General features: G+C 66.8%; 12 protein-coding genes. 7 read left to right on the top strand and 5 right to left on the bottom strand.

Translation table 11 applies throughout. From position 1 onward, the window contains the following. Positions 1–252 precede the first annotated feature (252 nt). Together ACP69S_RS00975 and ligD are read left to right on the top strand one after the other, a co-directional pair. Entirely contained in the window at positions 253–795 is a 543-nt protein-coding gene (locus ACP69S_RS00975) for a hemerythrin domain-containing protein (protein WP_425993983.1), read from the top strand. Positions 796–896: 101 nt separating this feature from the next. After that, entirely contained in the window at positions 897–3,518 is a 2,622-nt protein-coding gene (gene ligD, locus ACP69S_RS00970) for a DNA ligase D (protein ID WP_425993981.1), read from the top strand. Here the strand turns inward: ligD and ACP69S_RS00965 are convergent. The 5 genes from ACP69S_RS00965 to ACP69S_RS00945 form a co-directional block, all read right to left on the bottom strand. After that, positions 3,515–5,680 carry a glycogen debranching N-terminal domain-containing protein gene (locus tag ACP69S_RS00965; RefSeq protein WP_425993979.1) on the bottom strand — a complete coding sequence of 722 codons (2,166 nt, stop codon included), beginning with the start codon at positions 5,678–5,680 and terminating at the stop codon, positions 3,515–3,517. The genes ligD and ACP69S_RS00965 overlap by 4 nt on opposite strands. Positions 5,681–5,696: 16 nt before the next feature. Next, on the bottom strand, positions 5,697–6,761 hold the full coding sequence (locus ACP69S_RS00960) for a glycosyltransferase family 4 protein (RefSeq protein ID WP_425993977.1): 1,065 nt from the start codon (positions 6,759–6,761) through the stop codon (positions 5,697–5,699). A gap of 117 nt (positions 6,762–6,878) precedes the next feature. Further along, the gene (locus ACP69S_RS00955; protein WP_425993975.1) at positions 6,879–7,748 is read right to left on the bottom strand and encodes a Ku protein; all 870 of its coding nucleotides are present in this window, start codon (positions 7,746–7,748) and stop codon (positions 6,879–6,881) included. A 66-nt stretch (positions 7,749–7,814) separates the two neighbouring features. Continuing rightward, positions 7,815–8,048 carry a DUF5961 family protein gene (locus ACP69S_RS00950; protein ID WP_425993973.1) on the bottom strand — a complete coding sequence of 78 codons (234 nt, stop codon included), beginning with the start codon at positions 8,046–8,048 and terminating at the stop codon, positions 7,815–7,817. After that, positions 8,048–9,142 carry a DNA topoisomerase IB gene (locus ACP69S_RS00945; RefSeq protein ID WP_425993971.1) on the bottom strand — a complete coding sequence of 365 codons (1,095 nt, stop codon included), beginning with the start codon at positions 9,140–9,142 and terminating at the stop codon, positions 8,048–8,050. The genes ACP69S_RS00950 and ACP69S_RS00945 overlap by 1 nt, the downstream gene beginning before the upstream one ends. 164 nt (positions 9,143–9,306) lie before the next feature. On the opposite strand from ACP69S_RS00945, the gene ACP69S_RS00940 reads away from it, so the two are divergent. The 5 genes from ACP69S_RS00940 (at position 9,307) to ACP69S_RS00920 (ending at position 13,428) form a co-directional block, all read left to right on the top strand. Continuing rightward, a complete protein-coding gene (locus ACP69S_RS00940) occupies positions 9,307–9,951 on the top strand; it encodes a TonB-dependent receptor plug domain-containing protein (protein WP_425993969.1) in 645 nt (214 codons plus the stop codon). Further along, entirely contained in the window at positions 9,952–10,215 is a 264-nt protein-coding gene (locus ACP69S_RS00935; RefSeq protein ID WP_425993967.1) for a hypothetical protein, read from the top strand. Beyond that, on the top strand, positions 10,203–10,622 hold the full coding sequence (locus ACP69S_RS00930; protein ID WP_425993965.1) for a histidine kinase dimerization/phospho-acceptor domain-containing protein: 420 nt from the start codon (positions 10,203–10,205) through the stop codon (positions 10,620–10,622). The genes ACP69S_RS00935 and ACP69S_RS00930 overlap by 13 nt, the downstream gene beginning before the upstream one ends. Then, the gene (locus ACP69S_RS00925) at positions 10,588–11,310 is read left to right on the top strand and encodes a response regulator (RefSeq protein ID WP_425993963.1); all 723 of its coding nucleotides are present in this window, start codon (positions 10,588–10,590) and stop codon (positions 11,308–11,310) included. Before ACP69S_RS00930 ends, ACP69S_RS00925 begins: the two co-directional genes overlap by 35 nt. A gap of 102 nt (positions 11,311–11,412) precedes the next feature. After that, the gene (locus ACP69S_RS00920) at positions 11,413–13,428 is read left to right on the top strand and encodes a TonB-dependent receptor (protein ID WP_425993961.1); all 2,016 of its coding nucleotides are present in this window, start codon (positions 11,413–11,415) and stop codon (positions 13,426–13,428) included. Positions 13,429–13,447 lie beyond the last annotated feature (19 nt).

The raw sequence follows: 13,447 nt of genomic DNA, 5'->3' as shown, positions 1-13,447 counted from the left end.
GGCCTCGGCGAAAGTCGGGGCCTTTTCGTTTGTCGTCGTCCTGTCGAGAACTGTCAGACGCGCTGATGTCAGGCCGGCTTGGCGGTCGCCATGCGAGGCCAAGCCGCTGGCGACAGACGAGCGGCGCCCCGCGACGACTCAGCCCCATTTTGTCACCCTGCGAGAACGTCTCTCATCTAGCTCCGCTTCAGGAACCAGCGAGCCCTCTTTCCGCTTGGGAGGAGAACATTCACTTCAAGAGGGACAGATACCATGGCCGCCTCTGCCAAGACCGCGACTAAAGCTGCGACCAAAACCAAGTCCGCCAAGCCGCGCCGCACGCGCCGCACCAGCCGGCGCGACCCGCTAGCCATCACGTTGCTCAAGAAGGACCACCGCGAGGTCGAAGATTGGTTCGACGAGTACGAACAACTCGAGTCCGACGCCGAGAAGCTTGCCTTGTTCAACAAGATCGCCCTGGCCCTGAAGGTCAACACCCAGATTGAAGAGGAAATCCTCTATCCGGAATCGCGCGGCGAGGTCGAAGACGACATGCTCGACGAAGCCTATGTCGAACACGACGGCGCCAAGAAGCTGATCGCCGAGATCGAGGCGATGAAGCCCAGCGAGGAGTACTATGACGCGAAGGTCAAGGTGCTGGGCGAATACATCAAGCACCACGTGAAGGAAGAAGAGCAGCCCGGCGGCATCTTCGCCCAGGCCAAGAAGGGCGACGAAGAGCTGGAAACCATGGGCGAGCGCATGGCGGCCCGCAAGGAAGAGCTGATGGCTGAATTCGGCAGCAAGCCGAACTGACCCGACAACAGACCGCCGTGACCGAACCTTCTCTGGTTCGGTCACGCGCTGGATCGTGTCGCCGCCGCGCACGTTAGGTGAAAGTCCTGTTGGAGGCGACCATGGCGACGGCGAAACTCTCCCGCTACCAACAGATGCGAGACTTCGGGCAGACGGCCGAGCCGTCCGGCAAGGGCTCGAAGGTCGCTAGGTCCAACCGCCTCCGGTTCGTTATTCAGAAACACGCCGCCACGCGGCTGCATTTCGACCTGCGGCTCGAGCACGACGGCGTTTTCAAGTCGTGGGCGGTGACGCGCGGGCCGTCCCTCGATCCGGCCGACAAGCGTCTGGCTGTCGAGGTCGAGGATCATCCCCTCGACTATGGCGACTTCGAAGGAACCATTCCCAAGGGCCAGTACGGCGGCGGCGTCGTGCAACTGTGGGATCGCGGCTTCTGGGCGCCCGAAGCCGAGACCGGCGACATCGACAAGGCCCTGGAGAAGGGCGAGCTGAAATTCGTCATGGACGGCGAACGCCTGCACGGCTCGTGGGTGCTGGTGCGCCTGCGGTCCGATGGCAAGTCCAAGCGCGAGAACTGGCTGCTCATCAAGCATCGGGACGAGGCTGCGGTGAACGGCGAGGGTGGCGCGTTAGCGGCCGAGGATCGGTCGATCGCCTCCGGACGGACCATGGTCCAGATCGAAGCGGGGGAGGGCAAGGCGCCCACCGCTTTCATGACCTCGACCAAGACTGCGGCCGGGGCGGTCTGGAACAGCCGCGAGAACGCCGGATCGACGGTGGCCGCCGCGCCCAGCGCCGCCAAGCCGGCCGCCCGGCCCGCTGCCAAGGCTCCGACGGTCGATAGCCTGCCGCATTTCGTTGAGCCCCAGCTGTGCAGGACCCTGGAAAAGCCGCCAAGCGGGGTCGGTTGGGCCCATGAGATCAAGTTCGACGGTTATCGCATGCAGTTGCGCACGGAAGGCGGTCGCGCGACCTTGCTGACCCGCAAGGGACTGGACTGGTCGGAGAAGTTTCGAGCGATCGTCAAGTCGGGCGATAAGCTCAAGGACGGGATCGTCGACGGCGAGGTCGTGGCTCTGGACCACACTGGCGCGCCGGACTTCGCGGCCCTGCAGGCGGCGATTTCCGAGGGCAAGACCGACGACCTGATCTTCTTCGTCTTCGACTGCCTGTTCGCGGGGATGGAGGACACACGTCCGCTGCCTCTGGAAGCCCGCAAGGCGCGGCTGAAGACGGCGGTCGCCAAGGCCCCGGCCAATATCCGCTATGTCGATCACTTCGTGACGTCCGGGGACGCCGTCCTGCGGTCTGCCTGCCGCATGGACCTGGAAGGCGTGATCTCCAAGAAGCTGGACGCGCCTTATGTGTCCGGGCGCAGCGATAGTTGGGCCAAGTCGAAGTGTCGGCAGGGCCATGAGGTGGTGATCGGCGGCTGGACCACGACGGGCGCCGCATTCCGCTCGCTGATTGCAGGGGTCTATCGCGACGGTCATCTGGCCCATGTGGGCCGGATCGGCACGGGCTTTGGCCGCGAGAAGGTGGCCAAGCTGTTGCCGCAGCTAGAAGCCCTGGAGACCGACAAGAGCCCCTTTTCAGGCAAGGGCGCGCCGAAGAAAGCCGCTGGCGTTCACTGGGCCCGGCCCGAGCTGGTGGCCGAGATCGAATATGCGGGCTTCACGGGCGATGGCTCGATCCGCCAAGCCGTGTTCAAGGGCTTGCGAGCCGACAAGCCGGCCAGTGAGGTTGAGGCCGAGACCCCCGAGCCCGTCGAAGAGGCCAAGCTGGCCCAGCCCGTCACGCCCATCACGACGACCGTCGCGCCACGCGGTTCAGCCGTGGTTATGGGCGTGACGATCTCCAGCGCCGCGAAGATCCTCTGGCCCGACGCCAACGACGGCAAGCCGGTCACCAAGGTCGAGCTGGCGCAGTACTACGAGGCTGTCGGCGATTGGCTGATCGAGCATATCCGGGGGCGGCCGTGCTCGCTGATCCGCATGCCAGAGGGCGTGGGCGGCGAGACCTTCTTTCAACGCCACCTGTCGCGTGGGTCGTCGTCGCTGTTCACTGAGGTCGAGGTCGGGGGCGACAAGAAGCCCTACCAGCAGATCGATCGCATCGAGGCCCTCGTCGCCGCCGCTCAGGTGGGGGCGCTGGAACTGCATCCGTGGAACTGCCAACCGTTCAAGCCGGAAGTTCCTGGGCGGCTGGTGTTCGACCTCGATCCTGCGCCCGATATCGACTTCAAAGCCGTGATCGAAGCTGCGCGGGAAGTACGGGATCGATTGCAGGATTTGGGTCTGGTCAGTTTCTGCAAGACCACCGGCGGCAAGGGCCTGCACGTGGTCACGCCGCTAAAGGCCGAGACCATCGACTGGCCGACCGCCAAGACCTTCGCCCGGGACGTTTGCAAGGCGATGGCGGCGGACGCGCCAGACCGGTTCCTGATCACCATGGCCAAGAAGGATCGCGGCGGCCGGATCTTCCTCGACTACCTGCGCAACGACCGCACCGCGACGGCGGTCGCCCCTCTTTCGCCGCGCGGCCGGCCCGGCGCGCCGGTCTCCATGCCCCTGACCTGGGGTCAGGTGAAGACGGGGCTGGATCCGGCCAAGTACACGATCCGCACGACGCCAGCCCTGGTGAAGAGGCTGAAGGCCTGGGAGGACTATTGCGACGCCGAGCGCTCGGTGCTGGCCGCGATCAAGCGGCTGGGAACGGTCTAGTAGGCCAGGCGACCGGGCCATATCCCTGCCGTCGAGCCCTGCCGATTGACCCGACCGCGGGTCTTGTCGCCCGAGCGGCTGAAGCGGATGTCGACGACCTTGTCGCCCATGACAATGCTGTCGATGTCCAGGCGATCCACGCCTATCGGCAAGCGCGGGTCGTTCAGGGTGACCTTGCCCTTCCAGCCGTCCACGGTGACGCCCAGGCAGGCCTGAAGCATCATGAACACCGACCCGGCTGCCCAGGCCTGGGGCAGGCAGGCGACGGGATAGGCCACGGGCGGTTCGCCGGCGGAGCGCGAGAAGCCGCAGAACAACTCAGGTAGGCGCATCTCGAAATGGGCGGCGGTCTCGAACAGCCCGGCCAGCATCCGCACCACGCCCTGACGCTCGCCATAACGGGCCATGCCCAACACGCAAAGCGCCGTGTCGTGCGGCCAGATCGAGCCGTTGTGATAGGACATCGGATTGAAGCGCGGCTGGCCAGAGGCAAGCGTCCGCAGCCCCCAGCCGGCGTGGAAGGCCGAGCCCAGCAAGGTCTCGGTGACCCGCTTGGCCCGTTCGGGGCTGGGCAGGCCGGAAAACAGCAGGTGGCCGGGGTTGGAGCCTTTCACGCGGCAGGGCTTTCCCGCGCCGTCGATGGCCATGGCGTAGAAGCCCTGGTCTTCCATCCAGAAGCGGTCTTCCACGGTCTGGCGCAGAGTTTCGGCGCGCTCGGCCCAGCGGTGGCCGTTGGCGGCGTCGCCTCGACGCTCGGCAAGGTCCGCCATGCCCTTGAAGGCGGCATAGGCGTAGCCCTGCACTTCGACCACCGCGATGGGACCGGTGGGGAACTTGCCATCGGCGTGGAAGACGCTGTCCTCGCTGTCCTTCCAGTTCTGGTTGGACAGGCCGCTGGCCGCGCCGCGCGCATAGTCGATCAAGCCGTCGCCGTTGCTGTCGCCGAACTGTTCGATCCAGCCGACGGCCTTGAGCAGAGTTGGCCACAGGCTCTCGATGAAGCTCATGTCGCCCGTGCGTTCGGCATAGGCGCAGGCCAGGCCGACGAACAGGGGCGTGGTGTCGACCCCGCCGTAATAGCGGCCAAAGGGAAGTTCGCCCAGGGCGGTCATCTCGCCACGCCGGGTCTCGTGCATGATCTTGCCAGGTGCGCTGTCCTGGAAGGCAGAGATCTCGACCGCCTGGTGCTTGCCCAGATAGGCCAGCACGCCACGCGCCAGTTCGGGCTGGATCCACAGCACCTGCCAGGCGGTGATGATGGCGTCCCGGCCGAACGGCGTCGAGAACCAGGGAATGCCGGCATAGGGGTAGGGACCGGTGTCCAACTCGGTGGTCAGCAGGGCCAGATCGGCGCGGGACTTGTCCAGCCACTCGTTGAACAACCTGCCCGAGCTGTGCAGGCGGGCGCCGCGCCGCGTGCGCTGGCGCATGCTTAGCCGGGCTCTCGCGGCGGCTTCGCGCCAGCGATGCCGGGTTGGCGGCTGCGACAGGGTCGGTCCGATCTCGACATAGAGCTCGAAGCGGTCGTCGGCTGATAGCATGAACAGAAAGTCGGCCCGCGAGGACGACAGACGGCCCGGCGGTTCGGAAAAGCTGATCACGCTACCGCGCTCGACCTCGTCCAGACCGGTATAGGCAAAGTGGACCGAGCGCCCCTCCGCCACCGGCGTCATCCGCTCCCCGCGCGCACCGCGCTTGGAGCCGCGCACTTCGAACATGTCGTTGAAGTCGGCCCCGAATTCGAGGCTGACCGGCAGCATGACCAGGTCGCGGCTATAGTTGGCGAAGGTCAGCCGTTCGTAGCAGCGCTGATCCCACAGGAAACGCTTGCGCTCCAGGTGGATGGTTCCGTGCGGCGCCGCAGCCGCGCCGAGCAGCGGCAGGTTCTGATTGGTGGCGTGGCAGTGGAAGAAGACGTTGTCTTGCGACATCGACGAGCTGAGATGCGAAGGCGCCTCGCCGCCCAGCGTCAGCCGGTACTTCGACAGCACCCGGGTGTCGTTGTGGAACAGCCCGTCGCCGACCCCGCCGATGTCGCCGAACGAGTCGGCCACCAGGAAAGTGTCGTGATCCTTCAGCGCAAAGAGCGGGAAGGGCGGGCGTGGCTCGCCCGTCCGTTCCTGATCTGCCATTTGAGACGGAGTATGAGTAGCGTCGTCCATTGATCGCCCTCTTGCGTCAGGCGCGTCGAGCCAGGCTGCCTAGACCCGCAACGCCTGTCTCGATCATCTGTTCGTAGAGGTTCTGATATCGCCGGGCCATGGCTGTGGCCGAGAAGCGCAGGTCGAAGCGGTCGCGAATGGCGCGGCGGCTGAGTTCCCCCAGACGACCCACGGCGGCGGCGGCTTCGGCCTCGCTGTCCACGATGAAGCCGGTAAGGCCGTCCTCGATCACCTCACGGACCGAGCCGCGGTCGTAAGCGATCACAGGTGTGCCCGCGGCCATGGCCTCGATCATCACCAGGCCAAAGGGCTCTGGCCAGTCGATGGGAAACAGCAGCGCATCAGCGCCGCCCAGGAACCTGCTCTTTTGCTGGTCGCCGATCTCGCCGATGAATTCGACCAACGGGTCGGCGAGCAGCGGCTCGACCACCTGATGGAAATAGCCGACATCGGCCTGATCGATCTTGGCGGCGATCTTCAGCTTGCGGCCGACGCTCTTGGCTATGGCGATGGCGCTCTGGGGGCCCTTCTCGGGAGAGATGCGCCCCAGGAAGGCCAGGTAGCCATCTGTGTTCGCACGATAGGTGTCGGTGTCGGAATGCAGCCCGTGCAACACTGTGCCCACCCAATTGGCCTCGGGCAGAGGGGCCCGCTGGGAGTCGGAGATCGAAACCAGGCCAAATTGCGGAAAGCGCCGATAGAGGTTGGGCAGGTCCTTCAGGTCAAGCCGGCCGTGCAGGGTGGTCAAGGTTTTGCTCGCCATGTCGGCGAACAGGCCAAACTGCAGCATGTCGGTGTGGAAGTGGATGACATCGAACTCTGCGGCGCGATCGCGGACTTCCAGCAGCATGGCCAGATGGGCGGCCAGATCGGACTTGAGCGGGGCGGGGTCCAGCCGGATCGCCTGATCGCGCACGACCACCAGTTTCGCCTTGGTCTGGGCCTCGGCGCTGGCGAACAGGGTGACGTCGTGGCCAAGCTCGACAAGGGCGTCGGTCAGATGCGCCACGACACGCTCGGTACCCCCGTAGAGGCGAGGGGGGACAGCTTCGTAAAGCGGTGGGACCTGGGCGATGCGCATGGAAGAATCCCCTGCTCGGCCTTCAGAGGAGTCCCTGGCTGGCCATCAATTGACGCACCCTGAAACCGCTACGGCATCGCCAAGGTTCCGCTGGAACCTGGCTGTCCGCCAAATTCTCTAGCCTGCCGCGCGTTTCCTCGACTTTGCCTTGGTCGGAGCGGCCTTGGCGCCCTTTTCGGGCTTGGAGGCGGCCGGGGCCTTGGCCGGCTTCTCGCCCTTGCCCTCCAGGCTGGCGCGCAGAGCCGCCATCAGGTCGATGACATTGGTGTCCTCCGGCTCGGCGGCGGCGACGGTCTTGTGGCCCTTCTGCTTGTCGGCGATCAGCGCCTTGAGGGCCTCTTCGTAGCGATCGACGAAGGCGTCGGGATCAAACGGACCTTCCTGCTGCTCGATGATCTTGCGGGCGATGGCGATCATCGAGGCGTCTGGCTTGGCGTCGCTGATGCCGCCGAACACGTCCTCGGCCTTGCGCACGTCGTCGCGGCTACGCAGTGAGTAGGCCAGTATGCCCTTGCCGCGCGGCTCCAGCGCCATCACGCGTTCGCGCGTCGACAGGACCACCCGGCCCAGGGCGATCTGGCCCGACTGTTCCAGGGCCGTGCGGATGACGCCGAAGGCCTCCTGGGCCAGCTTGCCGTCCGGGGCCAGGTAGTAGGGATTGTCCCAATAGATGCGGTCGATCTCTTCGGCGGGCACGAACCGTTCGATATCGATGGTCTTGGTGCTCTCCAGCTTCACCGACTTGATCTCGTCGTCGCTGAGGAGGATGTAGTTGCCCTTGCTGACCTCGTAACCCTTGACCAGTTCCGACCGCTCGATCGGACCGGTGTCAGGGTCGGTGGTGATCATCTTGATGCGGTTGTTGGTCTTGGGATTGATCAGGTTGAAGTGGACGTCGCCGCCGGAGTCGATGGCCGTGTAGAGCGCGACGGGGCACGTCACGAGGGACAGTTTGAGATGTCCTTGCCAGGTCGGGCGGGGAGCCATGTCGCTTCTCCAGACGGGGTGAGCCCGCGAGACTCGACTCAACGACTTGGCGGGCTGTTGGTTCTGTCAGTCGCAGGGGGCGGTTTCGCCAGTGTCGAGATCAATCCAGAAACAGTGCTCATGGCCGCTCTCGATATCGCGGACGATGACGCCGACCGTGTCGCCATCGTCGGTGACGGGATGGACGTCCTCGATATACGCGATGGCGGCCGCCTCGAAGCTGGCCTCGTTAACCAGTCGGGCATGGTGGCCATCGGCGTGGCGGCCGCGGACCCGGAAGGCTCGGACTGGGCTAGCCATCAAGCGGCCTCTCGCTGGGACGCGGGGTCAGCGCGTTTGCCGGCCGTGCGTCCACGCAGGAACGCCAGAACTGCGGCTTCCTCGGCGGCCAGCGATGGCGTGTCGGATTGGGCCCGGCTCTTGCGGGGTCGAAGCTTCAGCTCGCCCTCGAGATAGGCCGTGATGATCTCCGGGTGGACGTAGCACTGGCGGCAGACGGTGGGCGTATTGCCCAGCCGCGCCGCCACCGCCTTGATCACCTGGGCGACGGTCCTCTTGGCGGCGGTCGCGCTGGTGGCCGGACCGGCCTCGACCAGCGCCCAGGCGGTCAGGACCGCGCCGGCCCAGGTGCGGAAGTCCTTGGCGGTGATGCCGGCGCCGCTGGCCTCCTTGAGGTAGGCGTTGACGTCGGCCGAGCTGACGGTCTGCCGCTGGCCGTCCTCGTCGAGATATTGGAACAGGCGCTGGCCGGGCAGCTCCTGACAGCTCTTGACGATGCGTGCGACGCGCCGGTCCTCGACGCCCAGTCGCCAGATCTTGCCGCTCTTGCCCTTGAAGTGGAACTTCAGCTGCGCACCCTCGACCTGGACGTGAGGCGTCAGCAGGGTCGTCAGGCCATAGCTCTTGTTGTCGCGCGCATAGGCGGCATTGCCGATCCGGACCATGGTGGTTTCCAGCAGGCGGACGACCGTGGCGACCACCTTGCGCCGCCCCAAACCGCGCGTCGCCATGTCCCTGTCGACCTGCTGGCGCAGGCGGGGCAGGGTCTTGGCGAAGGCGATCATGTGATCGAACTTCTGGCTGTCGCGGGCCTCGCGGAATGTCGGGTGGTAGAGATATTGCCGACGGCCCTTGGCGTCCTGACCCAGCGCCTGGATGTGTCCGTTCGGATCAGGACAGATCCACACCTGCGTCCAGGCTGGCGGAATGACCAGCAGCTTGATCCGGGCCAGGGCCGCGGCGTCCTTCAGCGGCCACCCATCGGGATCGCGATAGGAAAAGCCCTTGCCGGCGCCGCGCCGGGAAAGGCCCGGCGAGCCGAGGGGCGAATAGATCAAACCCACGCATCCGGCGGCGTCTGAACAGTCGAGAGCTGAAGGATCCTGAATCGCCATGGCGCGCCTCCCAGGCTCAGACAACGAGCGTGGTACTTAGGGCGTTCCTCGTCTCGAGTGGAGCGCACGCCGATGACCTTGCCGGATCTCCGGGAACCTCTGCCTTGAAGCCGCGTATCGGCCTGTAGCCGATGGGGTGGCCTATTGCATAAAAAGTGGTCGATATGACGGGGGTTACAGGGCTGGGCGGATCGCTGCTGTTGGCGATCACCCTGGCGGGCGCCGCGAGCGCTCAAGTGCAGACGCCGAGCCAGACCGAGGCCGGCGAGTACCGCCTCGCCTCGTCCGCGCCCGAACAGCTTGGCGATCTCTCGCTCGAAGAACTCTCTCAACTGGAAGTGACCACGGTCTCCAAGCGGCCGGAGGCTCTGAGAGCCGCAGCGGCGTCGGTCTATGTCATTCAGCGCGCCGACATCCTGCGCACGGGCGTTCAGATCTTGCCCGAGGCGCTGCGACCGGCGCCCAACCTGTCGGTCGGTAGGGTCGATGCGCTGGACCACGCGATCAGCGCGCGCGGCATGAGCGGGTTCCAGAGCTCCAACAAACTGCTGGTGATGATCGACGGGCGCAGCGTCTACAGTCCCTTTTCCGCCGGGGTCGAGTGGAGCCAGCAGATCGTCCAACTGGCCGACCTGGACCGTATCGAAGTGGTCAGCGGTCCCGGCGGCGCGCTCTGGGGCGCCAACGCGGTCAATGGCGTCATCAACATCCTGAGCCGTTCGGCCGCCGATACGCAGGGCGTTCTGCTCAACGCGGCGGCCAGAGCGGGGTCGAGGTCATCGCGCCAGTGGTGCCTGAGGGCGCTGTGATTGGCCGGGTCGATCTGGCCACGGCGGGCGAACCGCTGGCCAATGGTGCTGGGACGGCATGGCGGTCTTGGCCTGTTGTTGACCATGGCCGTGCTGATGCTGAGCGTGTTTGGCGTCTCGCAGCGGTCGCTCGGTCGCGCCAGTCGTGAAAGCAGCGCCCGAGCCGCCGAACTGGCCGAGGCCAACGCCCAGCCTCGCGAGCAGGAAGTCCGCCGCGAACAGGCCGAGGACCGTTGCGGCAGAGCCAGAAGATGGAGGCGATAGGACAGTTTACCGGCGGCATAGCCCACGACTTCAACAATTTGCTGCAGGCCGTTCACGGTAATCTGCAGATGATCAGTCGCCACGCCGATGACGGTCGTATGCGCCGCTGGGCCGACAGCGCCGCCGAGGCGGCCGAGCGTGGCGCGCGCCTGACCGCTCAGCTCCTGGCGTTCTCCCGCGAACAGAAACTGCAGCTGCGTCCGGTCGGGGTGAGCGAGGTGGCGCCGCGGCTGCGCGACCTGCTGTCCACCACCTTGGGGCCGACCATCCATCTGTCGTTCGAGTTCGCCGACGAGAGCCTTTGGGTGATCGCCGATCCGACGCAGCTGGAACTGGCCATTCTGAACTTGGCGATCAACGCCCGCGACGGCCATGCCGGACGGCGGCTGCCTGATTGTCATCGGTGAACCTGTCAGCGTTCAGGACGATCCCGAACTGGCCGCCGGCGACTATGTGGCCCTGTCGGTGGTCGATGACGGACCAGGCATGCCCGAGACGGTCAAGACGCGGGCCTTCGATCCCTTCTTCACGACCAAAGGTGTCGGCAAGGGCACAGGCCTGGGTCTGGCCCAAGTCTATGGCATCGCCAAGCAGGCGGAGGGCGTCGCGCGGATCAAAAGTGTGCTCGGGGGAGGAACGACCGTCACCCTGCTGCTGCCAAGGGTCGAGGGCGAAGCCGTTCGGGAGCAACCCGCCGCCAGACCCGCCCCGCGCGCTGAACAGTCGGGCATAACGATTCTGGTTGTCGACGACGATCGCGGCGTCCGGGAATTCGTCTGCGAGGCCTTGCGCAACCTTGGCTACGACGTCACGGCCGCCAGCGATGGCGAGGAAGGCCTGGCCTTCCTCGAGGAACGGAAGCCGGACCTGGCGATCATCGATTTCGCCATGCCGGGCCTCAACGGCGCCGAGGTCGCGAGCCGCGCCCTGGCTCTGCATCCCGATCTGCGCATCCTGTTCGCCAGCGGTTATTCCGACCCAGACGCGCTGAACACCTCGGGCTGCGCGTCGGCCAGGGTTCTGCTCAAGCCGTTCCATGTCGATGCCCTGGCCGAGACTGTGGCGGGCGTGCTGCGAGCGAAAACACCGCAATAGGCCTTTCTGGAAACACGTCGGCGATGCAGGTTGAGAACCTCGAAGATCAGCAGATTCGGCCGGGTCTTCGGCGCCGGACGCCAGAGACCCTTCAGATGAGACATGATTCCCTTGCCCGTTGATCTGCCGCCTCCTGTCGTCGCGCCCGTGGTGGTGACGGCCGCCCGTCTGCCGCCGTTGCGGGGGGAGGCGGCGTTCTCGGTCGTGCGGATCGACGAGAAGGATCTGGCCGGAGCGGTCCGGGTTGACGAGGCGCTGAGCCAGACGCCGGGCGTGTCGCTGTTTCGACGAACCTCCAGCCTTTCGGCCAATCCGACGACCCAGGGGATCAGCCTGCGGGCCATCGCGCCTTCAGGGGCGGGGCGGACGCTGGTCCTGCTGGATGGCGCGCCGCTGAACGATCCGTTCGGCGGTTGGGTGATCTGGTCTCAGCTCGCGCCGGAAGCCTTGGCCGGAGCCGATATCGTGCGCGGCGCCGGGGCGGGTCCCTATGGCGCGGGCGCTTTGACCGGCGTGATCTCCCTGCGTGAACGCGACGCCGGCGCGCTTGCCGATCTCTCGACCGGGACGTTCGAAACGACGCGCGCCTCGGCGGCCGGGGCGGGCCGGATCGGAGGCGTTCAACTGTTCGCCAGCGGCGCCTACAGCCATGGCGACGGATATACGCCGGTGCGCGGCCCGGCCCGGGGCGCGGCGGACACGCCCGTCGATCTTGACGCTCGCAGCGCCGCCTTGCGGCTCGACGCTCCGCTGGGCGAGGCCGAATTGTCCGTGCGCCTGGGTGGCTACAGTGAAGATCGCGGGGCGGGTCTGGCCGGCGCCCGGGCCAAGGCCACGGGCTCCTCACTCAGCGCCACGCTTGCCCGGGCGCCGGTGGAAACCGGCTGGGGCTGGCGGCTGCAGGCCTGGCGGCGTGAAAGCGACCTGGCCAACAGCTCCGTCGCTGTCGCCGCCAACCGCGCGACCACCACTCCGGCCAACGACCAGTACGCGACGCCGGCGACCGGCCGGGGCGTCAACGCCGCCTTGCGCTGGAACTCGCCCCGGTTCGAAGGCGAGGTCGGCCTGGACGCGCGGTTCGCCGAAGGCGAGGTGCGCGAGCGCTTCCGCTACATGGCCGGCGCCTTCACCCGGGATCGCCGGGCTGGCGGCGAGACCTCGGTGGCGGGCGCCTATGTCGAGGGCGCCTGGACGCGGGACCAATGGCTGCTGGCCGGCGGCCTGCGCCTGGATCGCTGGACGTCCAGCAACGGCCTGCGGATCGAGCGCGACGCGGCCACCGGCGCGGTGCTGCTCGCCGACCGGCCCGTGGATCGCGACGGTCAGGTCGCCACGGCTCGCCTTGGTGCGCGCCGCGATCTGGGGCTGGGGCGGGCGCTGCGGCTGGCGGCCTATAGCGGCTTTCGCCCGCCGACCCTCAACGAGCTGCACAGGCCTTTCCGAGTGGGCAACGACATCACCGAGGCCAATGCCGCTCTGCGGCCCGAGCGGTTGCTCGGCATCGAGGCCGGGGTGTCCAGCCAGGGCGAAAGTCATCTGATCGAGGCGACGGCGTTCTGGAACCGGATCGAGGACCCCATCGCCAATGTCACCCTCGGCGCCGGACCGGCGACCTTCCCGCGCGCCGGCTTCGTGCCGGCCGGCGGCGTGCTGCGCGAGCGGCGCAACACCGGCGAGATCTCCGCCATCGGACTTGAGGCGCGCGTCACCCGCAAGCTGGGCGCGGCGGTCGATGTTCAGGCGGCTCTGTCCGTCACCGACGCCCGGGTGGATGGCGGCGGGGTCGCGCCTCAGCTGACGGGCAAGCGGCCCGCCCAGGCGCCGATCTGGAGCGCCACCACCGGCGTGCAGTGGCGTGTCTCCGACCGCCTGAAACTCGACGCCGACCTGACCTGGGAAGGCAAACGCTTCGACGACGATCTCAACAGCCGGGTCCTGGGCGCCGGCCTCCGGATCGACGCCCGCGCCGACTGGCGGCTGGCCAAGGGCGTCACGGCCTATCTGGCCGCCGACAATCTGCTGAACGAAGAGATCGAGGTCTCGCGCACCGCTGACGGCGTCGCCGGCTACGCCAATCCCCGCATGGCCCGGATCGGCCTGCGGGTGGCGTTCGACTAGCGGCTAGAGCCCTTTCTGA

It is taken from the genome of Caulobacter sp. DWR1-3-2b1 (assembly GCF_049895765.1).
Lineage (GTDB): Bacteria > Pseudomonadota > Alphaproteobacteria > Caulobacterales > Caulobacteraceae > Caulobacter.
Note: the sequence above shows the minus strand (reverse complement) of the source record. Positions and strands in the feature narration are given on the sequence as shown.

Excerpts from the sequence above, each read along its gene's own strand:
- ACP69S_RS00975 (WP_425993983.1), top strand. The coding sequence starts at position 253 with ATGGCCGCCTCTGCCAAGACCGCGACTAAAGCTGCGACCAAAACCAAG.
- ligD (WP_425993981.1), top strand. The coding sequence starts at position 897 with ATGGCGACGGCGAAACTCTCCCGCTACCAACAGATGCGAGACTTCGGG.
- ACP69S_RS00965 (WP_425993979.1), bottom strand. The coding sequence starts at position 5,680 with ATGGACGACGCTACTCATACTCCGTCTCAAATGGCAGATCAGGAACGG.
- ACP69S_RS00960 (WP_425993977.1), bottom strand. The coding sequence starts at position 6,761 with ATGCGCATCGCCCAGGTCCCACCGCTTTACGAAGCTGTCCCCCCTCGC.
- ACP69S_RS00955 (WP_425993975.1), bottom strand. The coding sequence starts at position 7,748 with ATGGCTCCCCGCCCGACCTGGCAAGGACATCTCAAACTGTCCCTCGTG.
- ACP69S_RS00950 (WP_425993973.1), bottom strand. The coding sequence starts at position 8,048 with ATGGCTAGCCCAGTCCGAGCCTTCCGGGTCCGCGGCCGCCACGCCGAT.
- ACP69S_RS00945 (WP_425993971.1), bottom strand. The coding sequence starts at position 9,142 with ATGGCGATTCAGGATCCTTCAGCTCTCGACTGTTCAGACGCCGCCGGA.
- ACP69S_RS00940 (WP_425993969.1), top strand. The coding sequence starts at position 9,307 with ATGACGGGGGTTACAGGGCTGGGCGGATCGCTGCTGTTGGCGATCACC.
- ACP69S_RS00930 (WP_425993965.1), top strand. The coding sequence starts at position 10,203 with ATGGAGGCGATAGGACAGTTTACCGGCGGCATAGCCCACGACTTCAAC.
- ACP69S_RS00925 (WP_425993963.1), top strand. The coding sequence starts at position 10,588 with ATGCCGGACGGCGGCTGCCTGATTGTCATCGGTGAACCTGTCAGCGTT.
- ACP69S_RS00920 (WP_425993961.1), top strand. The coding sequence starts at position 11,413 with ATGATTCCCTTGCCCGTTGATCTGCCGCCTCCTGTCGTCGCGCCCGTG.